At 67.6% G+C, this 22,117-nt stretch carries 18 protein-coding genes; 5 read left to right on the forward strand and 13 right to left on the reverse strand.

The annotated features are described in order from the left end of the window. Window positions 1–130 precede the first annotated feature (130 nt). Window positions 131–1,012, forward strand: coding sequence for a hypothetical protein (locus KTR9_RS24430; protein ID WP_044507417.1), 882 nt, complete (start codon window positions 131–133; stop codon window positions 1,010–1,012). Window positions 1,013–1,057: 45 nt separating this feature from the next. Here the strand turns inward: KTR9_RS24430 and KTR9_RS24435 are convergent, their stop codons facing one another. After that, on the reverse strand, window positions 1,058–2,245 hold the full coding sequence (locus KTR9_RS24435) for an alpha/beta hydrolase (RefSeq protein WP_014928616.1): 1,188 nt from the start codon (window positions 2,243–2,245) through the stop codon (window positions 1,058–1,060). Continuing rightward, window positions 2,242–3,360 (reverse strand): homogentisate 1,2-dioxygenase, encoded by a 1,119-nt coding sequence (locus KTR9_RS24440; RefSeq protein ID WP_014928617.1) that lies wholly within the window; start codon window positions 3,358–3,360, stop codon window positions 2,242–2,244. Before KTR9_RS24440 ends, KTR9_RS24435 begins: the two co-directional genes overlap by 4 nt. A 142-nt stretch (window positions 3,361–3,502) precedes the next feature. On the opposite strand from KTR9_RS24440, the gene KTR9_RS24445 reads away from it, so the two are divergent. Both KTR9_RS24445 and KTR9_RS24450 read left to right on the forward strand, forming a co-directional pair. After that, window positions 3,503–4,120 (forward strand): TetR/AcrR family transcriptional regulator, encoded by a 618-nt coding sequence (locus KTR9_RS24445; RefSeq protein WP_014928618.1) that lies wholly within the window; start codon window positions 3,503–3,505, stop codon window positions 4,118–4,120. Window positions 4,121–4,225: 105 nt separating this feature from the next. Then, entirely contained in the window at window positions 4,226–4,801 is a 576-nt protein-coding gene (locus KTR9_RS24450) for a GNAT family N-acetyltransferase (RefSeq protein WP_010843896.1), read from the forward strand. A 31-nt stretch (window positions 4,802–4,832) separates the two neighbouring features. Here KTR9_RS24450 and KTR9_RS24455 read toward each other — a convergent pair whose 3' ends face one another. From KTR9_RS24455 to dinB, 6 genes are all read right to left on the reverse strand, one after another. Then, window positions 4,833–5,561 carry a DUF429 domain-containing protein gene (locus tag KTR9_RS24455; protein WP_044507419.1) on the reverse strand — a complete coding sequence of 243 codons (729 nt, stop codon included), beginning with the start codon at window positions 5,559–5,561 and terminating at the stop codon, window positions 4,833–4,835. Between the two features lie 26 nt (window positions 5,562–5,587). Further along, the gene (locus KTR9_RS24460) at window positions 5,588–6,931 is read right to left on the reverse strand and encodes a TrpB-like pyridoxal phosphate-dependent enzyme (RefSeq protein ID WP_044507421.1); all 1,344 of its coding nucleotides are present in this window, start codon (window positions 6,929–6,931) and stop codon (window positions 5,588–5,590) included. Between the two features lie 57 nt (window positions 6,932–6,988). Beyond that, on the reverse strand, window positions 6,989–7,654 hold the full coding sequence (locus KTR9_RS24465; protein ID WP_010843893.1) for a response regulator: 666 nt from the start codon (window positions 7,652–7,654) through the stop codon (window positions 6,989–6,991). Then, complete coding sequence (locus KTR9_RS24470) at window positions 7,654–9,369, reverse strand: sensor histidine kinase (protein WP_014928621.1); 1,716 nt, start codon at window positions 9,367–9,369, stop codon at window positions 7,654–7,656. The genes KTR9_RS24465 and KTR9_RS24470 overlap by 1 nt, the downstream gene beginning before the upstream one ends. Before the next feature lie 92 nt (window positions 9,370–9,461). Beyond that, window positions 9,462–10,934 carry a CitMHS family transporter gene (locus KTR9_RS24475; RefSeq protein WP_014928622.1) on the reverse strand — a complete coding sequence of 491 codons (1,473 nt, stop codon included), beginning with the start codon at window positions 10,932–10,934 and terminating at the stop codon, window positions 9,462–9,464. A gap of 149 nt (window positions 10,935–11,083) precedes the next feature. Then, window positions 11,084–12,292 (reverse strand): DNA polymerase IV, encoded by a 1,209-nt coding sequence (dinB, locus tag KTR9_RS24480; RefSeq protein WP_044507423.1) that lies wholly within the window; start codon window positions 12,290–12,292, stop codon window positions 11,084–11,086. A 129-nt stretch (window positions 12,293–12,421) separates the two neighbouring features. On the opposite strand from dinB, the gene KTR9_RS24485 reads away from it, so the two are divergent. Continuing rightward, window positions 12,422–14,143 carry a CocE/NonD family hydrolase gene (locus KTR9_RS24485; protein ID WP_044507425.1) on the forward strand — a complete coding sequence of 574 codons (1,722 nt, stop codon included), beginning with the start codon at window positions 12,422–12,424 and terminating at the stop codon, window positions 14,141–14,143. A 108-nt stretch (window positions 14,144–14,251) separates the two neighbouring features. Here KTR9_RS24485 and KTR9_RS24490 read toward each other — a convergent pair whose 3' ends face one another. The 4 genes from KTR9_RS24490 to KTR9_RS24505 all read right to left on the reverse strand — a co-directional run bounded on the left by KTR9_RS24490 (window position 14,252) and on the right by KTR9_RS24505 (window position 18,400). Continuing rightward, window positions 14,252–15,592 (reverse strand): carboxylesterase family protein, encoded by a 1,341-nt coding sequence (locus KTR9_RS24490; protein ID WP_014928625.1) that lies wholly within the window; start codon window positions 15,590–15,592, stop codon window positions 14,252–14,254. A gap of 124 nt (window positions 15,593–15,716) precedes the next feature. Further along, the gene (locus KTR9_RS24495; RefSeq protein ID WP_014928626.1) at window positions 15,717–16,544 is read right to left on the reverse strand and encodes an alpha/beta hydrolase; all 828 of its coding nucleotides are present in this window, start codon (window positions 16,542–16,544) and stop codon (window positions 15,717–15,719) included. A gap of 49 nt (window positions 16,545–16,593) precedes the next feature. Beyond that, window positions 16,594–17,430, reverse strand: coding sequence for an alpha/beta fold hydrolase (locus KTR9_RS24500; protein ID WP_014928627.1), 837 nt, complete (start codon window positions 17,428–17,430; stop codon window positions 16,594–16,596). A 130-nt stretch (window positions 17,431–17,560) separates the two neighbouring features. Beyond that, window positions 17,561–18,400: a helix-turn-helix transcriptional regulator gene (locus tag KTR9_RS24505; RefSeq protein WP_035717910.1), complete on the reverse strand. Its 840-nt coding sequence runs from the start codon at window positions 18,398–18,400 to the stop codon at window positions 17,561–17,563. A gap of 140 nt (window positions 18,401–18,540) precedes the next feature. Between KTR9_RS24505 and KTR9_RS24510 the strand changes: the two genes are divergently transcribed. After that, window positions 18,541–19,272: an SDR family oxidoreductase gene (locus KTR9_RS24510; protein WP_014928629.1), complete on the forward strand. Its 732-nt coding sequence runs from the start codon at window positions 18,541–18,543 to the stop codon at window positions 19,270–19,272. A 120-nt stretch (window positions 19,273–19,392) separates the two neighbouring features. Here KTR9_RS24510 and KTR9_RS24515 read toward each other — a convergent pair whose 3' ends face one another. Then, a complete protein-coding gene (locus tag KTR9_RS24515) occupies window positions 19,393–22,110 on the reverse strand; it encodes a fumarate reductase/succinate dehydrogenase flavoprotein subunit (protein WP_044507427.1) in 2,718 nt (905 codons plus the stop codon). Window positions 22,111–22,117 lie beyond the last annotated feature (7 nt).

The raw sequence follows: 22,117 nt of genomic DNA on the forward strand, positions 1-22,117 counted from the left end.
GGTGGACCTGACCCGTCGTCATAGTGTCGGCTGTCATTTTCTACGGGCGGTTCTCAGGAAGTGCACCCGGTTGTCCACAGGTGTCCATGACTCCGGCCGGACAACCGACATCACGATCACACTGTCTCGCATGGATTTCGATGAGCTCATCGATCGGTTCGGGGGTGTGGTCGCCACCCATCAACTCCTGGCCGCGGGCGAGACCACTGCGTCGATCCGGAATGCCCACCGTTCCGGCACGATCACTCCCATCCGGCACGGGTGGTACCGCACCGGTGCGGCCGATGAGGAAGTGGCCCGGGCGGTTGCCGACCGGGGCGTCGTGTCGTGCGCCTCCGCGCTTCGACGTCATGGTCTGTGGGTACCCGAGCACCCCAGAGAACTTCATTCCAGAGTCACACGCCACGAGCGTCGGCAGTCGCACGATCGATGCCGACGGTACGGCCGGCCGAGCCCAGTCCTCGGCGCCGTCGACGACGTCCCCACTGCACTGCAGTACGCCGCCCGCTGCTTCGATGTCGAGGGTTTCATCATCCTCTGCGACTCCGCACTCAACACCGGCAAGATCACACCGGAGTGCCTCCGCGCCCACTTCGACGACGCTCCGCTGTTCATCAAGAGAGCTGTCGCAAAGACCGAGCGCCTCGCCGCATCCGGAACGGAGACAGCCGCTCGCCTTCGTCTGAGAAGCGCAGGACTGCGCGTCGCCGTCCAACATCAGGTGCCCGGTGTCGGGTGGATCGATCTGCTGGTGGGAGACCGACTTGCCCTAGAGCTGGACAGCGTCGAACACCACACCGGTGTCGAACGATACGAGGAGGATCGGATCCGGGACCGGAAGCTGGTGGCTCGGGGCCCATTGCGACTGACCTACGCGCAAGTGTTCGGCGATTGGGACGCCACTTACACCGACATCGCGGACATCGTCGCGCAGGGGTACCACCGCAGTCGCACGGTGCGCGGGCGCCACCCTGCGCAAAACCGCCCGTCAGAAACGGACAGTCGACAATAAGGCGCCCCGTCGCGTCCGGGGGGCGGTTTTCGCCAGCCCAAGGACTCAGTCGGCCCATCCCCGTTCGGCCATCCACTCGGTGATCGTCCCGACCGCTTCCTTCAGGCGCGGGATCTGGTCACGCCCCGAGTAGTAGTGGGTCGCTCCGGTGATCGTGTGCAGGGTCTTGTCGGGATGACCCACCGCGTCGAAGAGGCGGTGCGTGTGGCTCGGCGTGCACGCGTTGTCCGCGGAGTTGCCGATGACCAGGGCCGGAACCGCGAGATCGGCGGCGCACCGCGGGCCGTCTCCGTTCGCCTCGTCGAAGCTCCACTGGGACAGCCAGCTACGCAGGGTGGTGAACCGGGCAAGCCCGACCGGACCCATGTTGACGATCCGTGGATCTCCCAGATAACAACCGGGTGAGCGATCGCTGGGGTCGACGGTGAGGTCCAGCCAACGCGGATCGGCCATCGTCCCGTGGACGACGAATCCGTGCTCCAGCAACGGCTCACCGCGCCGGCGCAGCTCGTCGAGTCGTTCCTTGACCCATGCGGTGATCCGTCTGTTCCGGTCGATCTGCGCCGCGCGGTACCGGTCGAGGAAGTCCGCGGAGTACGGCGGCTGGTTGGGGTTCGACGGGTTGTAGAGATCCAGCTCCGGATCGCGGCGATCGGGATCGGACTCGTCGAGGATCGACGGGTCCATCCACTCGGTCAGTGTCCCGTGTCGCGACACGTGCGCGGCGAGCAGCATCATGCCGTCCGCGGCGGGCAGGTCGAGGGCTGTCAGGTCGGGTGGTTCACCGGCGGGGGTCGCGGTGACGGTCGCGTGCTGCGCCTGCTGCTGGTAGTACAGCGAGAGGGCACCCCCGCCGCTCCAACCGGCGAGGATCACCTTCTCGTAGCCCAGACGTTCGCGTGCATCCTTCACGCACGCACCGAGATCCTGCACGACCTTCTCCATGATCAACGCACTGTCGACGCCGCGATACCGGCTGTTGCAGTAGATGACATGGTGACCGGCGCGAGCGAGCGCGTTGGTCATCGGCAGGTACGCACCGCCTCCGATCGGATGCATGAAGACGATGACGTTCTTCGACGGCACGCCCCTGGGCCGCAGCAGGTAGCTCTCGAGAACGACGCTCTCGGTGACCCCGCCGTAGGTGTCCTGGTAGGCCGAGAGGTCGTCGAAGACAACGAGATAGGGAATGCGGTCGTAGTCGTGACGAGCCGGATCGGTCGTGGCGGTCATACTCGCGACTCTCCGTCGGCCGGCGCGGCGTCGGACAGGTCCGATTCGAGCATCGCCGGTGCGGCGACGAGCCGACGACGCGTGTCGATCGAGATCACCTGCCATTCCACTCGATCGAACTCGTCGAACTTGCGACGGGACCGTTCCCGTGCCCGCTCGGGAATGCCGTGATGCATGCCCTGGGGTGCGTGGGAGATCAACCCCGGCGGCATGCCGACCCCGAACATGCTGCCGCCGTGGAAGAATGCGATCTCGTCGAAATCGGTGTTGCGGTGATACCAGGGCAGACGTTCGGCGCCCTTGCGTGCCTCGGCCGGGCGCGGGAGGAAATTCATCACGTACACCCCGGTCGCCTGCATGAACAGGTGGACCGTCGGCGGCAGGTGCACGGTCTCGGACGTGATGACGTCGTAGTCCTCGATGTTGAACGCGAAGGGGAAATTGTCTCCGCGCCAGCCTTCTACGTCGAGCGGATGGAACGGGTAGAACAACGACGTCTGCCCGTCGCGCTGCCGGAACCGCACCTCGTACTCGTCTCGGCCGTCACCATCGAACGCCTCCGCCTCGGGAACGACGACGAGCGACGAATCGAAGGGAAAGAACCTGCCGAGCACTCCGGGCTCGGGAACCCGGAACTCGTCGACCGCCTCGATGATGAGCAGCAGCGACGGACCGTCCGGTACATGGCGATGCGTACACCCCTTCGGGATGTACACGTAATCGCCGGGGCGATAGGGCAATCGGCCGAACTCGGTCTCGAAGTAACCGGCACCCTCGTGGACGAAGACGAGTTCGTCGCCGTCGACCGGACGAGACCAGAAGGGAGCGGTCTCGATTCGACGGCTCAAGGAGATGCGGCAGTCCTCGTTGTGGAACATCACGAGGGGTTCGCCCGCGGGATCGGTCTGGTCGGTGGGCGTGAGATCGGTGACGATCCGATCGACCCCCGTATGGGTGCCCACCGCCCGGAACTGTGTCGGATCGTTGCGTCGGTACAGATGGGCGGTGCGACCGGTGAATCCGTACCGCCCGAGCTCATCGTCCTTCAGGTCGCCGACATCTCGGTGCACCTGCCGAGGCGTGCGCCCTGAGCGGTGCTGGATGAACGATTCCATGCCGAACTCCTGTTCTCTGCGATTTTCTGATGCTAGATTCAGGTTCAGGAGATGACAAGGGTCACACTCAGTCTCGATCCACGTGCACCGGCTCGACGATCACGTGGTTCGATGAGTGATCGGTGCGTGGAAGGAGCTCACGGTGCCGCCGACGAACAAGGGACGCCAGACCGAGGCCGCTTTTCTCGACGCGGCGCGTCGGACATTCGCCGAGAAGGGCTATCTGAACACCAAGATCGCCGACATCTCGGCAGCTGCGGGCCGCTCGACGGGTTCGTTCTACAACTACTACGACAGCAAGGACCGGTTGCTCGAAGCGTTGCTGGACCGGTTCTCCGAAGAAGTGGTGGAACAGTCGCTCGCGACGAGGCACACCGACCCGGAGGCGGGTGTCCGCGCGGCCGTGACGGCCTACTGGACGACCTACAAGAAGTACCTGCCCGAGATCATCGGCCTGTTCCAGATGTCGATGCTCGACGACGACTTCCGCGCTCGATGGCACGCCAACCGCGTGTCCGGGATCAAGCAGGTGCTGTCCGGGCTGCACGCGGCCGAACGCGCGGGCTACGCCGTGGGGCTGCCGCTCGAACCGCTGGCGTCCGCATTGGTCGCAACCCTCGAATCCAACTGCTGGACCTGGCTCGCGGTCCGCAACGACGCAGCCGGTCCCGTCCCCGACGACGACACGGCCATCGAGATCCTCACCGCCATCTGGTACCGCACCGTGTTCGGATCGGGGCCCGCGAGCCCGGCTCCCTGATCCGGGAGCCAGGAGCCAGGAGCCAGGAGCCAGGACATCCGATCACCACGGCGGCCGGATGTGTCCCCCTTGCTGTCTCGGACCGCAGCGGCGATGCTGGGGGACATGCCCATCGAGGTCCGTCCCGCGGTGATCTTCGACGACATCGCGACGATGGTCGGCCCGAAGAAGCCGACCTCGAACGTCTGCTGGTGTCTGAGTTACCGCATACCGAGCAAGCAGAACCAGGAGCTGGTCCGCGAACAGCGTGGCGAGTTCGTGAAAGAGCTGTGCGACAGCGGCATTCCGCTGGGCGTGCTCGCCTACGACGACGCGGGTGAGGTCGTCGGCTGGGCGGCCGTGTCGCCGCGCGCGGACACGAGCTTCGCGCGGAACCGGCGAATCCCCCATGTGGACGACCTCCCGGTGTGGTCGGTCTGGTGCATCCGCGTCCGTCCCGGTCATCGCAAGCAGGGGATCTCGCATGCGCTCCTCGCCGGGGCCGTCGACTACGCGCGGTCGAACGGTGCGCCGGCGATCGAGGGTTACCCCGTGGACAACAAGGGCGCCAAGGTCGATCTGACGATGGCCTACGTCGGGACCCGCGGCCTGTTCGAGAAGGCCGGATTCGTCAAGGCCGCCGACACCTCGTCGGTCCTCGCCGGGTTCCCGCGTGTGCTCATGCGCCTGGCACTGGTCTGAGCGTGCTCGCGTCGCGCCCGCGCAATACAGATCAGATCAGTTCCGCCAGTTCGCCGGTGGGTACGTGGATCCATCCCTCGCGGGTGGCGACCGGCCGATCGGCCGTGTCGGGCGACGTGGTCCGGCCGAGCTGCGCGGCGCGCGCGATCAGCGCGGTGATCACGGCGTCGAACGCGTCGTCGTCACGCGCCATCGTCTCGGCGTGATCGCCGAGATCCAGCCATGGCGCAGCCGCTTGCAGAGCGTCGGCCAGTGCGGCGAGAACCGGCACGTTCGCGGCACGCTTGTATCCGCGCGAGGTCAGTCCCCACCGCTTGAGCGCCCCCGCGGGGTACGCCTCGACCGCCCATCCGTCGACGCGGTCGTCGACGCCCAGGTCCGCGAGCAACCCCGCGCATCGGAACGCGACGTGCGCGATCTGGTCGGCTGACACACTGAGCGGGCGGCCCACTCCGGTTTCGACGATCCGGAGATCGGTGCAACGCAGCGCAAGTGGTCGTCGACGAGTGATGTCGTCGAGTTCGCGGCCCCTCGGCAGCTCGTTGCGGTGGTGCGCGACGACGAAGTCGACGAACTCGTCGGGCCAGCCGAAGGGAGAGTCGATCCCGATCCGGGTGGCACCGTCGGCCAGCCGCCGGATGGCGGCGTCGTCCGCGCCGACGACGAGCTCGGTCAGCTCCGCCCGGTCAGCACGCCAATCCACGCATGCCACAGCTGTTTTCACCGGCGATGCGGACAGGTCGACACCGACGGTCCGCATCGCCGGCAACACTGTGCGGGTTCGATTCAGAAGTTGCCCTCGAGGAACTCGGCGTAGGCCGGCAGATCGAGTTGGCCGTGGCCCGACAATCCGATCACCACGACCTCCTCCTTGTCGCTGTCGGCGACGTGCGCGGCGCAGGCCGCGATCGCGTGGGTCGATTCAGGGGCCGGGACGATGCCCTGGGTCCGGGCGAACTGCACGCCCGCGGCGAACGCATCATGCTGGGAGATGGCGACGCCCTGGACCAGACCGAGCTCCACCGTGTGGCTCAACGCCGGTGCCATGCCGTGGTAGCGCAGACCACCGGCGTGGATCGGATCGGGCACGAAATCCATTCCGAGAGTGTGCATCTTGAGCAGCGGCGTGAGTCCGGCGACGTCACCGTGATCGTAGCGGTACTCCCCCTGCGTGATCGACGGGCACGCGGCGGGCTCCGCGGCGACGACCCGCGGGTCCGAGCGACCGTGCAGCTTCTCCCGCAGGAACGGGAACGACAACCCGGCCAGATTCGAACCGCCTCCGGCGCAACCGAACACGATGTCGGCACCGCCGGGCTCCACTGCGTTCAGCTGCTCGACGGCCTCCTGCCCGATGACGCTCTGGTGCAGGACCACGTGATTGAGCACGCTGCCCAGTGCGTACCGGGTATCGGGATCGGCGGCGGCGACCTCGACGGCCTCGCTGACCGCCATGCCCAGGCTCCCGGTGGTGTCGGGGTCCTTGGCGAGCATCGCACGGCCCGACTCGGTCAGCTCCGAGGGACTCGGGTGGATGGTGCCGCCGTAGGTGCGGATCAGGAACCCGCGGTACGGCTTCGAGCTGTACGACGCACGCACCTGCCACACCTCGACGTCGATACCGAACTGCGCGCCGGCGAATGCGAGCGCGCTGCCCCATTGCCCGGCCCCGGTCTCCGTGGTCAGTTTGGTGACACCATCGATGCTGTTGTAGTAAGCCTGCGCGACAGCGGAATTGGTCTTGTGACTGCCGACCGGACTCACGCCCTCGTATTTCACGTAGATCCGCGCCTTGGTGTTCAGCGCCTGTTCGAAACGGCGCGCGCGGATCAACGGCGACGGCCGCCACATGCGGTAGATCTCGCGTACCGGATCCGGGATCTCGATGTAGGGCTCGGTGGACACCTCCTGCGCGATGAGCCCACTCGGGAACAGTGCGGCGAGATCGTCCGGGCCGACCGGCTCCCTGGTGCCGGGATGCAGGTGCGGCGGGATCGGGGAGTCGAGCTCGGCGGCGAGGTTGTACCAATGCGTCGGCACATCCACCGTGATCAGATCCGGACTGCCCGCACCCGCAACACTCGGCCCGCTCGCTCCGCTCCCGGCGCCGGGTTCAACACGCGTCGTCATGGGTCACCACTCTAATCCTCGGCAGGCGTCGGCGACCGGTGCCGGGCGATCCCGGACTCACGCCTCGGGCAGCCGATACTCCTGCCGCGGCCGGCCGGTGGTGCCGTATTGCAGCGACATTTTGAGGCGGCCGGCGGCGACGAGGTTCGCGAGGTGCCGGCGCGCGGTCGGTGCCGCGACACCGATCTCGCGGGAGACGTCGTCGGCGAACAGCGGCGTACCGGCGGTGAACAGTGCCAGGATGCGCTGTTCGGTCGGTGACCCACCCTCTGCCCGGTCCGCGGCGCGAGTACCGAAGCGCAGTGCCGAGAGGGCGGCGTCGACGGCATGCTGGTCGACGTTCTCGCCCGCCAGCACCCGCCGGTACTGGGCGTAACCGGCCAGCCGACGTGCGAGGTCGGCGTCGTCGAAAGGCTTGATCAGGTAGGCGAGCGCACCGGCACGCATCGCGGCACGCACCGCCGATGCATCGGTCTCGGCGCCGACGATGAAGCAGTCGCAGTCGAGTTCGGCGACCAGATCGATGCCTGAGCCGTCCGGCAGGTAGACGTCCAGCAGCGCTAGGTCGATGTCGGGGTGCTCGGCCACCGCCTGCCGCGCGGCACCGATGCTCCCCGCACGCGCACGGACGGTGAACCCCCGCACGGCATCGACGATCGTGGAATGCAGTGCGGCGACCCGGAAGTCGTCGTCGACTATCAGGACGCCGAGGTCGTCGGTCATCAGTGGCCTCCCGGCTCGTCGGTGTCGCCGAGTTCCCCGGCGTTGCTGCTCTCGGTGCCCTCCGTCGGCGCGAGCACCCCCGGCAGGCGGGCGACGAACACGGCTCCGCCGAGTTCTTGCTCGCCGGGAGCCTGCCCACCCGCGTCGGCGACCCAGACGTCCCCACCGATTCGACGCGCGATCTGCCGGGCCAGAGCGAGGCCCATGCCGCGGCCGCCGGGCACGTGCGCGCCCGACTTCGTCGTGGCGCCCTCGGCGAAGACGTCGTCGGGATCGTCGAAGGAGATGCCCGGACCCGAGTCCCCGACGGTGACCAGGATGGTGTCGTCGTCGGCGATCACCTCGACCTCGACCTCCCCGGTCTCCCCCGTGCCGGATTCGGCTCCCGTGCCATCGCCCGAGCCGGCGGCATCGATGGCGTTGTCGACGAGGTTGCCGAGCACGGTGGTGACGACGACGGGTTCGGTGAGCGCACCCTGGAGCCAGGTCTGGTCGCCCAGTCGCAACACGACGCGGCGCTCCCGTGCCTGGGCCGCCTTCGCATCGAGAAATGCGTGCAGATGCGGCTCGCGCACATTGTCGAGTCCGGTGAGGAGCGCTCCGCCCGGTCCGGTGCCGGTGACCTCGTCCAGGTAGGCCAGCGCTTCGTCGGCGTGTCCGTGCCGGAGGAGGCCGGCGAGCACGTGCATCCGGTTGGCCGTCTCGTGACGCTGCGCGCGTAGGGCGGTGCTCATCGATCGGATCGAGTCCACCTCGCGGCTCAGCGCCTCGACGTCGGTGCGGTCGATCACCGACAGGACCATGCCGAGATCGCGGCCGTCGGCGCGCACCCGATGCGAGCTCACCAAGACGACCCGCTCACCGACACTCGCGGCGAGTGGCTCGGCGGTCGGCGTGGCCAGGACGGCGGCCACCCGCGGGCTGAGGCCGAGGTCGGCGGCCGGCGTGCCGACGGGTGCGTCGACGGCGAGCAGTGCACGCGCCCTGTCGTTGACGACGCGGACGATGCCGTCGGCGTCGACGGCGAGCACGCCGTCGGCCATCGAGTGCAGCACCGCACCCTGTTCCCGGACGAGTTCGGCCAGTTCGTCGGACTCCAATCCGAGCGTGAGCCGACGCCAGCGGCGAGCCAGCAGCGCCGAGCCCACCGCGCCGATGCCCAGTGCCGTGAGCGCGAGGAGCGAGGTCGCGATGATGTCGCTGCGGGTCTCCGACGCCAGCCGTTCGGTGGAGACGCCGACGCTGATGAACCCGACCACCGTGCCGTCCGCGCTCAGGACCGGAACCTTCGCCCGTACCGATTCCCCGAGCGTGCCCCGGTCGGTGGTGACGTCGTCCGACCCGGACAGCACCTTCGACGGGTCGGTGGACACCATCCTGGCGAGCTCCGACGCCTCCGGGTGAGCGAGACGAATGCCGCGATCGTTGCCGATGACGACGAACAGGGCTCCGGTGCGCGCCCGCACAGCCGCGGCCTGACGCTGGAGCGGGCCGTCGAGCAGGTCGGACGCCTTCACTCGGGTGCCCGGATGGGCGGCCACCTCGCTGCGGACCTCGGCATCGGCGGCGACCGACTGGGCGATCGCGAGAGCCCGCTGTGCGTATTCCTCCCGCACGCGGTCGTCGGCGCCGGCGATGACCAGACCGAACCCGACGACGAGGCTGACGGCGATCACCGCCAGCTGCAGGAGCAGCACCTGCGTCCGCAAACGCATGACGTCAGCCTAGTGCCGTGCCGGCGCGGCGATCCGTGGGGAACGGATCGCCGCGTCGGCTTCGAGAGGGACCGGCGTCGCCGCGACGTCGATCAGAACGGGATGGCCCCGACCAGGACGCCGACTGCGAGCATCACCAGGGAGACGACCGTGGCGCGCCACAGGACCTTCTTGTGGTGGTCGGCAAGGGAGACCCCGGCCAGCGCGACCAGCAGCAGGATGGCCGGGACGAGCGGGCTCTGCATGTGCACGGTCTGGCCGGTGATCGAGGCGCGAGCCATCTCCGTGGGGTCGATGCCGTAGCGGGTCGCGGTCTCCGACAGCACCGGCAGCACTCCGTAGTAGAAGGCGTCGTTGCTCATCAGGAAGGTGAGCGGGATCGAGAGCACGCCGATCACGATGGCCATGTGGGGGCCCATCCAGTCGGGGATGCCGTCGGCGAGCCAGTGCGCGATGGCGTCGACCATTCCGGTGCCGTTGAAGACCCCGGTGAGCACGGCGGCGGCGAGGACCATGGCGACCACCGACACGATGCTGGAACTGTGCCGGGTGATGGCCTCCTGCTGCTGCTTGACGTGCGGGAAGTTGATGGCCAGGGCGATCCCGGCGAAGATCATGAACAGCACGGGGATGGCGATGATGTCGGCGCCGAGGATGGCCAGCAGAGCCACGGTGAGGCCCGCGTTCACCCAGAAGAGCTTGGGGCGCAGGGTTTCCCGGTTGGGATCGAGGACGCCCGAGAAGGACGCATCGCGGTCGTCGTCACTCGGGTTCGCGACGGTGGCGCTCAGGTCGCGATCGCCGGTGGGGGCGTCGTCGTAAGCGGCTGAGCCGGTCCCGGCCGAACCCGAACCGCGTGCACGACGACTCCGGGGCGGCAAGCCGGTCCCACCGCCGGCGGCGACGAGCACCTCCTCCTTCGGTGCGAGGATCGAGTCCCTGATCTGCAGCTTGCCGATGCGGCGGCGTTCCAGCACACCGAGGTGATAGGCGAAGAGCAGCACGACGACCAGAGCGGCCACCAGCGCGGGGACCATCGGGACGAAGACGTCGTTGGTGTCGATGTTCAGCGCACTCGCGGCGCGGGCGGTGGGTCCGCCCCACGGGAGGATGTTCATCGTGCCGTTGGTGAGTCCGGCCACGACGGTGAGGACGACCGGGCTGACACCGAGCTTGAGGTACAGCGGCAGCAGTGCGGCCGTCGTGATGATGAAGGTCGTCGAACCGTCGCCGTCGAGGGATACGACACCGGCGAGCACCGCGGTGCCGACCACCAGACGCGCCGGGTCGTCGTGCACGGCGCGGACGACCGCCCGGACCACCGGGTCGAAGAGGCCGACGTCGATCATGATCCCGAAGAAGATGATCGCGAAGAACAGCATCGCGGCCGTCGGGGCGAGGTCTTTGATGCCGTCGGTGATCATGTCGCTGATGCCGAGGCCGGCACCGGCGAAGAGGCCGAAGGCGACGGGGACGAGGATCAGCGCCACCACGGGCGTCGCCCGCTTGGTGATGATCAGCACCATGAAGGTGGCGACCATCCCGAGGCCGAGTGCTACCAACATTGTCTTACTCGATTCTTCAAGCGGATGTGAGGACGACCACATCGGTGGTCACATCAGAAGTGTTGGCGTTACCGGCATCACAGTCACGCTTGAGCGCATAAGTATCGTTTTGCGCTTTTCGCGCACCCGCGGGATTTCCGGGAAATTCGTCAGTCGGGCAACATCGGTGCGTCGTCGCCGTGGGTCCGTCCGATGAGCACCGCGCGGGTGACGGAGTCGCGACCGAACCGCTCCTTCAGCAGATCCATCGTCGCGTCGAGCTCTTCGGCGTGGTCGGTGTCGAAGGGCAGGGTCAACTGGATGTTGTCGTGGTCGTCCAGGTTGGTCAGCGACAGTCCGACGAGGGTGCACCCCCGGTCGCGGATGATCGGCATGGCATCGGCGAGGAGACCGCGCGCCGACGCCATGATGAGGTCGGTGCGGTCGGTGGACTCGAGCAACGTGCGGGACCGGGTGGCCCGGGTGAAGTCGTCGAAGCGCAACCGCAGCACCACCGTCCGGCAGACCCGCTCGGCCGTTCGGAGTCGTTTGCCCAGCCGCTCGACGATCGCGGTGATCGTCGCCTCGAGGTCGGCCTCGGATTTCGGGCGCCGGCCGAGCGCGCGCTGCGAACCGATCGAGCTGCGCCTCTTGCCGGTCTCGACCCGCCGCGGGTCTTGCGCGAGCGACAACGCGAAGAGGTGTCTACCGGAACCTGAACCGACGATGCCGCGCAACGATCGCTCCCCGAGGGCGGCCAGTTGACCCACCGTCTCGACGCCCGCATCGTGCAGTTTGGCCTCGGTGACCGGTCCGACGCCCCACAGCCGGCGGACCGGGAGCGGATGCAGGAAGTCGAGCTCGGTACCCGGTTCGACGATGAGGAGGCCGTCGGGCTTGCCGACGGCGCTGGCGACCTTGGCGAGGAACTTGCTGCGCGCACCGCCGACCGTGATCGGCAGTCCCACCTCCTCCCGGACGCGCCGCCGGATCGTCGCCGCCACCTCGTGCGGCGTTCCGCTGATGCGACCGAGACCGCCGACATCGAGGAATGCCTCGTCGACCGAGATCCCCTCCACCACCGGAGTCGTGTCGTGGAAGATGTCGAAGACCTCGCGACTGGCCTCCATGTAGGCCTCGAATCGCGGGGACACCACCACTGCGTCGGGGCACAGTGCGCGCGCCTCGTGGCCGGGCATCGGCGATCGCACGCCGCGCGCCTTGGCCTCATAGCTCGCCGCGAGGACGACTCCCCCGCCGACGAGGACGGGTCGCCCCCGCAGTGCCGGGTCGTCCCGCTGCTCGACCGACGCGTAGAACGAGTCGAGATCGGCGTGCAGGATCGACGCGTCTCGCCGCTCCCGACGCTCGATGTGCATAGAACACATGTTCGCATGCGGGTAGGACATACACCAGGACCCGATCCCCTCTGCGCGGACCCGCCCCCGGCAACCGAAACCCCCGTACGGTGAGGGACGTTTCGCGCGCAGAGAATGCCAGGAGAATCCATGGTCCCGACACCGCCGTTCTTGCCTCACACACCGTCGGATGCCGCCGCGCTCGACCGCCCATGGCGCCGCCCCGGTGCGGCGCGGTACGCGTTGACGCGTATTCGAGGAGCCCTCCGTCCGCCGGTCGAGGTGTACACGCCCGATCCGGACTCGATGGTCATCGAGCGGGACTCCGAGGTGCTCACTCGCGACGGCACCGTCCTGCGGGTCAACGTCCACCGTCCCGTGGGCGACGGCCCGTTTCCGGTGATTCTCAGTGCTCACCCGTACGGCAAGGACAATCTTCCGACCCCGAAGCGGTTCGGCACGGGTTACACCCTGCCGTTCCAGTACCGCGCCCTGCGACAGACCGCGCCCGTGCGCTTCTCCTCGCTGACCAGTTGGGAGTCCCCCGATCCGGCGTTCTGGACCGCGCAGGGCTACGTCGTCGTGAACGCGGATCTGCGTGGCTGCGGCCACTCTGACGGCATCGGCAGCCGCTTTGCCGGTCAAGAGGGCGAGGACGTCCACGACCTGGTCGAGTGGGCGGCCGTGCAGCCGTGGAGCGCCGGGCGGGTCGCCATGCTGGGTGTCTCCTACCTGGCGATCACCCAGTGGGAAGCGGCAGCGACCCGACCACCACATCTCGTCGCGATCGTGCCCTGGGAGGGCTTCACCGACGCGTACCGGGATCTGATGCGCCCCGGCGGCATCCGGGAAACAGGCTTCATCAAGATGTGGAGTCGGGGGGTGAAGACCAACCGTCTCGCGTACGACATCAGCACCGAGACCGCCGAACATCCCCTGCGTGACGACTACTGGCGTTCGCTCGTGCCCGACCTCGCCGCCATCGAGGTACCCGCCCTGGTCTGCGGTAGCTTCTCCGACAACAACCTGCACAGCCGCGGATCGATGCGCGGCTTCGAGAAGATCTCGTCGATCGAGAAGCATCTCTACACCCACCGCGGCGGCAAGTGGGCGACGTTCTACTCCGCGGAATCGCAGCGAGCCCAGATCGACTTCCTCGCACGACATCTGGGAGAGGACTCCACCGCGCCGCAATTGCCGGCGGTCCGACTCGAGGTGCGCGAGAGCCGGGACGCGGTGGTCGACGTCCGCGACGAGAGCCGGTGGCCGCCGGCCTCGACGCAGTGGACCTCGCTGTTCGTCGGCTCCGAAGGGCTCACATCCGATGAGCCCGACGCCGGTTCGATCTCCTTCGATCCAGCAAAAACCGCTGTGCGCTTCGGTATCACGTTCGGCGCCGACACCGAGATCTGCGGGCCGGCGGCGCTGCGCCTGTTCGTCTCCGTCACCGACGCCGACGACGTCGACCTGTTCGTCGGACTCGAGAAGTGGCGTGGCACAGAGTACGTTCCGTTCGAGGGTTCCTACGGCTTCGGCCGTGACCGGATCACCACCGGCTGGCTGCGCGCTTCCCTGCGCGAGCTCGACCCCGCCCTGTCCACGCCCCACGCACCCGTCCCCACCTACGAACGCCGCCAACCCCTCGAGCCGGGCGAGATCGTGCAGGTCGACGTCCCGCTCGGCCCGTCCGCCACTGCATTCCGGCACGGCGAACAATTACGGTTGGTCATCGCCGGCCGTTGGTTGTGGCCGCGAAACCCGCTCACCGGCAATGCACCCGCGGCTTATGAAAGCGGTTCCCGTGGGCGGGCCACCGTGCACTGGGGACCGGACGCCCCGTCCCGGCTACTCGTGCCGGTCACCAGGGGGTGAGCGAGGATCGAACCGGCCGGCCGATGATCTCGAAACCCAGGAGGGTGAAGAACTCCCGGTCGCCGGGGTGTCGGTGGTGTTGACGACGTCGCTCCGAGATGCCGCAGGTCACGGGAACCGGATCAGACCGGGCACGTCGCCCGGTGAGGTCCACCCGTTCCGGGCGAAATCGGCCCAGATCCGGCGGAGCTGCCGACCGTCTCGCTCAGCCCGGTCGGCGTCATGTCCGGCCAGGATGGGAGCCCCTGCCCAGATCTCCGGACTTCCGAACAGCAACGGGATGTCGACGGTGTGCACCGCGCGGAGCGGGTGATCGTCGGCTCCCCAGTCGATGACGTACTGGGCGGCCTCACCACCGGCCCGCCGGTGTCGCCGAGCGAAGCGATCGGCCGCAGACGTGTAGATGGCACTCGTCAGTCGATGAACGAGGCACTCGTACAGGCGGGAACCGACCACCGGCACCGCGGGCAACGACGACACCCCACCGATGGCAGCGGTGAAGAACCCGGCCTCACGGCTGTTCCAACCGATCAAGACCTCGACATCCCGGGCACGCTCCGCCCACACCGCGTCCACCTCGCTCTCAGACGGCAGCGGATGATGACCGTACTGCGGCCCGAAGGACATGAACGCCGGTAGTCCGTGTCGCAAAATCGCTTTCGGAGCCATCATCGAATCCTGAACGGCTAGGACCTCCTCGACCGTGGCGGATTCCGACACCGTGTGCGACGCTGCGAACATGTCGGCATGCAACCGCTCGCGCCGGCGGGTGATGCCGAGCGGCGCGCTCTGGATGATGGCGCGGTGGAACAGACCCGGCACACCGTCGGCCGCCATCAGCTGCGCGATCGCGTCCCCGCCCGCCGATTCGCCGAACACGGTGACCGCGTCGGGATTTCCGCCGAACGACGAGATGTTCCGCTGCACCCAACGCAGCGCCTCGATCATGTCGAGCACGCCGAGATTCGCAGGGCGCGTGACGCCGTCGCCGAGGAAGCCGAACAGGCCGAGGCGATAGGTCACCGACACCACGATCACCCGCTGCTCGGCGACCAGCGCCGCCGGGTCGTGGCAGGGAGCGTCGGCGGCGCCGATGATGTAGGACCCGCCGTGTATCCAGACCATCACCGGGAGCAGCTCGTCAGGTCCCCGATCCACCGGCACCGTGACCGACACGTACTGCGCGTGCTCATCGCCGACCATCTCGCCCAACGCGGCGTCGCCGAAGGTGTTGTGGACGATCCCCTCGCCGTCGCGCTGCGGGCATGCCGGAGACCACGACGTCGCGTCGATCGGCGCGGCGGCCGGTGGTTGCGGGGACGGTTGCTCGAAGCGCGCCGCATGCGCGTAGCGAATACCCGTGGCGCGGAGGACCTGTCCGTCCACGCGAGCCATGATCGTCCCGGCGGGGCACTCGAAGGTCGGGCCCGTCAGGGGTGGCTCAGTCATACCGGTGAGCCCTCATGGGTTCGCTGTCTGCGGACGTCGCGCGTGGCACGGGATCCACGCTACATGCGGTCGGCGACCATCACAGGTGAGCCGAGCATGGTCGCCCGGCCGGGCCCGGAACCACTCAACTCGGCAACGCCGCCCGCCCGGAGTGCTCCTCGGCCCACCGGAGCGCATGGTCGGCGACCTTCTCCCACCCCGGCTCACCGCAGGTCCAATGGGATCTTCCGGGGAACTCGTGATACTCCGTCACCGCCTTCGACCGACGGTACTTCTTCGCGTTCGACTTGTTCACCGCCGGCGGCATGATGTGGTCGGCCCCGCCGGCGATGAACAGCAGCGGTGCACGGTCGTCGCGCCGGTAGTCCACCCAGGTCTCCTGATGTCCCGGTGTGAGGTTCGCGAAGACGCCGTACTTCCACACCCACGATCCGGGCGCGGCTATCGCGTACCGGTCGTACACCGCGCGCGAATCCTCGTCGCTCAGTGTGTTGGTGAACGCGTAGTGCCACTCTGCGGGTGTGAAGCCGGCGGCCTTGTGCCGGTTCGAGAAGCGCTTGAGGATCGGGAGCAGCGATCGCACTTGTGAGAGCGGTTGCGCGCGTACACCTTCGGTCGGCGCCGAGTCGATCACCACGGCGGCCGCGCCCAGACCGCGCGCGACCAGCAGCTGCGTGAGGACGCCTCCGAAGGAGTGGCCCATGATGATCGGCGGCGTCGGCAGCGCACGGATGATCTCGGTGAGATGGTCGACGGTCGCGGGCACGGTGAGGTTCGCGATCACATCGGAGTTCTCGCGCAGCGCCTCGACCTCCACCTCGAAGCCGGGATAGGCGGGCGCGATGACCCGATACCCCTTGTCCTGGTAGTAGGTGATCCACTCCTCCCAGGACCGGGGCGTGACCCACAGGCCGTGGATGAGGACGATGGTGTCGGGGGACGGTGTGGTCATGTGTTGTCTCCGTTTGTCGGTGCTCGGGGCGTGGGCTCGGGGTGTGGGCTCAGCGGGCGGTGTAGGTGTTGAGGAAGGCGAGCAGATCGTCGTTGAGCTCGTCCTTGTGCGTGTCGGTGATCCCGTGTGGCGCACCGGGGTAGACCTTCAGTTCGGCGCCCGCGATCTGGGCGGCGGACGCCTTGCCGCCCACCTCGAACGGCACCACCTGATCGTCGTCACCATGGATGACGAGGGCAGGCACGTCCACGTTGTCGAGGTCGGCGCGGAAGTCGGTGGCCGAGAACGCGGCGATGCTCTCGTAGGCGTTGTGGGCGCCGGCCTGCAGGCCCTGCCGCCAGAAGGCATCGCGCATCCCCTGTGACGGATTCTGACCGGGGCGGTTGTTGCCGAAGAACGGCCCGTCGGCGAGATCCCGGTACGTCTGCGAACGATCGGCGGTCGACGCCGAACGGATGCCGTCGAACACCTCGATCGGAACCCCGCCGGGATTGTCGTCGGTCTTCAGCATGAACGGGGGCACCGCGGAGACCAGCACCAGTTGCGCCACCCGATCGGTCCCGTGCCGCCCGATGTAGCGCGTGACCTCGCCACCACCGGTGGAGAATCCGACGAGCGTGAGCTCCTCCAGATCGAGGTGCCGGATCAGTTCCGCGAGATCATCGGCATACGTGTCCATCTCGTTGCCGGACCAGGTCTGTGACGACCGTCCGTGCCCGCGTCGATCGTGTGCGATGGCCCGATATCCGTTCTGCGCCAGGAAGAGCTGTTGCGACTCCCAGCTGTCGGAGTTCAGCGGCCACCCGTGGCTGAGAACGACCGGGCGTCCGGCACCCCAGTCTTTGTAGTAGATCTCGGTTCCGTCGAGTGTGGTGACGTACGGCATGGCTCCTCCGAGTCCTCCGGTGTCGATGTGGGATCACCGTAGGAGCAAACCGGTTCGCGAAACGTGTCGAGGGTGCACTGTTCTGTGCTGTCCGTGACGCGGCACGGTCGTGGAGGTGGCCGGCGATGCGCTAGTCGGACGCGGCTCCGACGCCGGTCGGCCTCGGATGCAGGGCTCCGATCCGCAGCGTCAACAATCTGCTCTCGCTCACCGATCCTGGTTCTGGCTGGTAGACGATGAGTTGCCGGCCCGGCGCGCTCATCACGGCAAAGGCGTGGAAGCTCACGGTGATGTCGCCGACCCTCTCGTGCCTGAGGGTCTTGACCTCGGCGGTCTTGGGCGCAACGTCGTACTGCTCCCACAACCGGTCGAACTCGTCGTCCGTCCGCAGTTCTTCGATGAGCGCGGCCCGCTCCTGGGGTGACGGGTGCTGGTGCATCGTCGCCCGGAGCGATGCGACACTCGACTGCGCCGACCGGTCCCAGTCCGCGAAGAAGCGTCGTCCGGCCGGATCGAGGAAGACGTTTCGGGCATAGTTCCGGTTGTCGCGGAACGAACTGAAGAGCGCCTCGGCCAGCGGGTTGAGCCGTGTCATGTTCAGCAGCGGATCGAGTATGAAAGCTGCGGAGTCATCCCACGAATCCATCATGCGCGTGAGCGCCTGATCGAGATGGGTCGTCGTCGACACCGGGAGTGGAGCGAGTCCTGCGAGTAGCCGCAGGTGATTGCCTTGATGTCCGGTCAATCTCAGCGCCCGTGTCAGCGCGGTCACCACCTGCTCGGAGGGATGCTGCTCACGTCCCTGTTCCAACCGCGTGTAGTAGTCGGTGCTCATCCCCGCCATCTCGGCGACTTCTTCACGCCGCAGACCAGGTACCCGACGCGTGGTGTGGGTGGGCAAGGCGTAATCCTGCGGGGCCGCGGCAGTACGTCGAGCGCGCAAGAAGGCTCCGAGATCGTCATCAGCCATACACGCCATTCTAGCGAGCCGTGCACGGGCCACCGGCGCCGTTGCTGCAGGTCGCCTGCGTGGGTGCAGCACACCCAGGCACGCACCGCCCGGATGTTCCTACGGTGACAACCACATCCGGAATTCGAAGGAGAGAACGTATGACAGATCCGAAGAACATTGTGATCACCGGCGCCAGCAGCGGCATCGGCGCAGCCACCGCAGCACGACTTGCCGCCGATGGCCATCGGGTGTTCCTGGGCGCCCGGCGCACCGACCGATTGGAGCAACTGGTGAAATCGATTGCTGCGCAGGGAGGTGTCGCGTCCTTTCGGGAACTCGACGTCACCGACGCGTCGGATGTGCAGGGCTTCGTCGACACGGCGGGAGCCGAGTTCGGGAGGATCGATGCCTTGATCAACAACGCGGGGGTCATGCCCCTGTCCCCACTCGCCGCGTTGAAGATCGATGAGTGGGATCGCATGATCGACGTCAACATCCGCGGCGTCCTCCATGGGATCGCCGCAGCGCTACCGGTGATGCAGGAGCAGGGCGGCGGGCACATCGTCAACATCGCCTCCGTCGGCGCCTGGGAGGTGCCTCCGACATCGGCGGTCTACAGCGCCACCAAGTTCGCTGTGCGGGCGATCACCGATGGTCTGCGAGTCGAGACCGACGGCACCATACGCGTCAGCCTGGTGTCTCCCGGTGTCACCGAATCGGAATTGGCCGAGTCGATCTCGGACGCTGACGCACGCGAGTCGATGAAGGCCTACCGCGCCGTGGCGCTACCGGCGTCGGCAATCGCAGACGCCATCGCCTACGCGATCTCGCAACCACCGGAGGTCGACGTGAACTCGATCGTCGTCCGACCTGCCGGCAGCCCGCAGTAGCCCTCGCGATGTCGCCCTGTTGACTGCGCTCACGGCTATCACCCGTGAACTCACGACCGTGAGTTCAGGACCGACGAGCATGACCTCACGTTTGTGAACTCAGTCCGGGCGGGCAGTAACTCAGTGTGGGACGAACGAACTCGCGAGGCTCCGCCGTACCGCGGCGCGCACGTCGGCGTCGGGATCGTCCGCGGCGGATTCTAGGATTCGCCGGACGTTGGGATCGTCACTCCAGTCCGCGAGGGTGAGGGCAGTGGCACGCCGGACGTCGTTGTGAACGTCCGCGAGAGCTGCTTCCAGGGCCTGGACCGTCGTCTCGTCCCTCGCGACCGACAACCCGCGCGCCGCGCCGACGCGCACCTGCCACGCGGTCTCCCGCAACGCCCGGACCAGGATCGGGCCGTCGGCGGCGCCGTCACCGACCACCGCCATCGCCGAGAAGGCCGCAGCCCGCACGAGCGGATCGCGGTCGGCACCGAGCCGACGCACGGCCTCCGCACCACCGGCACCGACCGTCGCCAGTCCCTCGGCCACCGCGATGCGGACCTCACGATCGGGATCCGATGCCAGGCCGGCGATCAGGCCGGACTCGTCGCGCGACACCAGCGCCCGGATGGCCTCGATGCGGACTCGGTGGTGGGGATCTCCGGTTGCGGTGACGAACAGGTCGACACGGTCGGCGCGCACGGCGCGGAGCAGGTCGATGACGGTCGCCCGGACGACCGGGTCGGTCGATTCCACGTGACCGGCGAGGGCCGACACGAACTCCACCGTCGGATCGATGATCTCCACCAGTTCCCGCAGACCCTGCGTGGCCGCGCCCCGGACGGACCCCACGGAATCCGACAGCGCCCCGACGACGGCCATCTCGAATCCGTCCGGTGTGTTCTCGGTCAGCATCGCGATCGCGGTCCGGCGGACGGTCGGGTCCGGGTCTTCCAGGTAGGGATCGAGGTCCGACGCGTGTGTCACCGACGTCCCGAGCAGCTCGACGATCCGAGGCGAACCCGGTGCGGCCGGTTCTGCGTCCCGCGGAGAAACACGGACCGGGCTCTCGACACCGCGGTACCCCGGCCCCGTCGACACGACCGGCTGTTCGATCGCGATCACCCTACGGTCGGTGGGCGGGATGTGGTCCAGGCCCTCGACCCCGACCAGGAACGGCTCCACCGGCCGTCCGAGGAACTCCATCGTGCCGTCTGCCGCCTTGCGGACGTTCAGGTGGTAACCCCACTCGTCGTCCCGGCGCTCGGGTAGATCGGCGCGCTCGTGATAGAGGCCCCAGCGACTCTCGGTGCGCGTCAACGAACTCCGCGCGGCCAGTTCGGCGCAATCGCGGATGAACGACACCTCCGCGCATCGCATCAGCTCGTGCGGGGTCCGCCCGCCCATCTCCTCGATCTCGGTGCGCATGCGCTCGAAGGTCTCGATGGCGATGGCCAGCTTGTTCGACGTCTTCGGCGGCGCCACATAGTCGTTGACGAAGCGGCGCAGCTTGTACTCCACTTGCGGTTGCGGAGGCCCATCCGGATGGGTGAGCGGCCGGTAGATGAGCTCGTGGGCCTCTCGCAGCTGGTCCATCGGCAGTTCCGCGGGCGCTGTCAGGTCGCGAGCGGTGTCACTGGCGTGTTGACCGGTGAGTTCGCCGTACACGAACGCGCCGATCATGTAATTGTGTGGCACGCAGGCGAGGTCACCCGCCGCGTACAGGCCGTCGACGGTGGTGCGCCCGTGTTCGTCCACCCAGACCCCCGATGCGGAGTGTCCGCTGCACAGGCCGATCTCGGAGATGTGCATCTCGATGTCGTGGGTCCGGTAGTCGTGTCCGCGGTTGCTGTGGAACGTTCCCCGCGTGGGCCGCTCGGTGGTGTGCAGGATCGACTCGAGGGAGTCCAGCGTCTCGTCGGGAAGGTGACTCACCTTGAGGTAGATGGGACCCCGGGCGGATTCGATCTCCGATTTCACCTCCGCCATCATGTCGCCGGACCAGTAGTCGGAGTCGACGAAACGCTCACCCTCGGCGTTCACCTGGTATCCGCCGAACGGGTTCGCCACGTAGGCACATGCGGGACCGTTGTAATCCTTGATCAGCGGGTTGATCTGGAAGCACTCGATACCACTGAGCTCGGCGCCGGCATGGTAGGCCATCGAGTATCCGTCCCCGGCGTTCGTCGGGTTCTCGTAGGTGCCATAGAGGTAGCCGGACGCGGGCAGGCCCAACCGGCCGCACGGTCCCGTCGCGAGGATCACCGTCTTCGCGCCGATCTCCACGAATTCACCGGTGCGCGTGTGCAATGCGGCCGCGCCCACCGCACGGCCGTTCGCCGTCAGGACCCGCACCGGCATCAGCCGGTTCTCGATGGTGATCTTCTCGCGCATGTCGCGCTTGCGCAGGACCCGGTAGAGCGCCTTCTTCACGTCCTTGCCTTCGGGCATCGGCAACACGTACGCCCCTGACCGGTGTACCCGCCGGACCGCGTACTCCCCGTACTCGTCCTTCTCGAACTTCACGCCATAGCGTTCCAGCCGCCCGATCATCGCGAAACCGCGAGTGGCCGTCTGATACACCGTCTTCTGGTTCACGATGCCGTCGTTCGCCCGGGTGATCTCGGCGACGTAATCCTCAGGCGTCGCCTTACCGGGGATGACGGCGTTGTTCACCCCGTCCATTCCCATCGCGAGCGCCCCGGAGTGGCGGACGTGCGCCTTGTCCAGCAGCAGAACGGTTGCGCCGTTCTCGGCGGCGGTGAGGGCGGCCATCGTCCCGGCCGTGCCGCCGCCGATGACCAGCACGTCGCAGTCGAGTCGAGTGCGATCGTCGATGTCTGGGATGTCCACGGCTGGT

Source organism: Gordonia sp. KTR9 (assembly GCF_000143885.2).
Lineage (GTDB): Bacteria > Actinomycetota > Actinomycetes > Mycobacteriales > Mycobacteriaceae > Gordonia.

Coding starts and splice junctions, on each gene's coding strand:
- KTR9_RS24500 (WP_014928627.1), bottom strand. CDS start 17,430: ATGCCGTACGTCACCACACTCGACGGAACCGAGATCTACTACAAAGAC.
- KTR9_RS24455 (WP_044507419.1), bottom strand. CDS start 5,561: ATGCGGACCGTCGGTGTCGACCTGTCCGCATCGCCGGTGAAAACAGCT.
- KTR9_RS24470 (WP_014928621.1), bottom strand. CDS start 9,369: ATGCGTTTGCGGACGCAGGTGCTGCTCCTGCAGCTGGCGGTGATCGCC.
- KTR9_RS24475 (WP_014928622.1), bottom strand. CDS start 10,934: ATGTTGGTAGCACTCGGCCTCGGGATGGTCGCCACCTTCATGGTGCTG.
- KTR9_RS24460 (WP_044507421.1), bottom strand. CDS start 6,931: ATGACGACGCGTGTTGAACCCGGCGCCGGGAGCGGAGCGAGCGGGCCG.
- KTR9_RS24505 (WP_035717910.1), bottom strand. CDS start 18,400: ATGGCTGATGACGATCTCGGAGCCTTCTTGCGCGCTCGACGTACTGCC.
- KTR9_RS24435 (WP_014928616.1), bottom strand. CDS start 2,245: ATGACCGCCACGACCGATCCGGCTCGTCACGACTACGACCGCATTCCC.
- KTR9_RS24465 (WP_010843893.1), bottom strand. CDS start 7,654: ATGACCGACGACCTCGGCGTCCTGATAGTCGACGACGACTTCCGGGTC.
- KTR9_RS24485 (WP_044507425.1), top strand. CDS start 12,422: ATGGTCCCGACACCGCCGTTCTTGCCTCACACACCGTCGGATGCCGCC.
- dinB (WP_044507423.1), bottom strand. CDS start 12,292: ATGCACATCGAGCGTCGGGAGCGGCGAGACGCGTCGATCCTGCACGCC.
- KTR9_RS24440 (WP_014928617.1), bottom strand. CDS start 3,360: ATGGAATCGTTCATCCAGCACCGCTCAGGGCGCACGCCTCGGCAGGTG.
- KTR9_RS24490 (WP_014928625.1), bottom strand. CDS start 15,592: ATGACTGAGCCACCCCTGACGGGCCCGACCTTCGAGTGCCCCGCCGGG.
- KTR9_RS24430 (WP_044507417.1), top strand. CDS start 131: ATGGATTTCGATGAGCTCATCGATCGGTTCGGGGGTGTGGTCGCCACC.
- KTR9_RS24450 (WP_010843896.1), top strand. CDS start 4,226: ATGCCCATCGAGGTCCGTCCCGCGGTGATCTTCGACGACATCGCGACG.
- KTR9_RS24495 (WP_014928626.1), bottom strand. CDS start 16,544: ATGACCACACCGTCCCCCGACACCATCGTCCTCATCCACGGCCTGTGG.
- KTR9_RS24510 (WP_014928629.1), top strand. CDS start 18,541: ATGACAGATCCGAAGAACATTGTGATCACCGGCGCCAGCAGCGGCATC.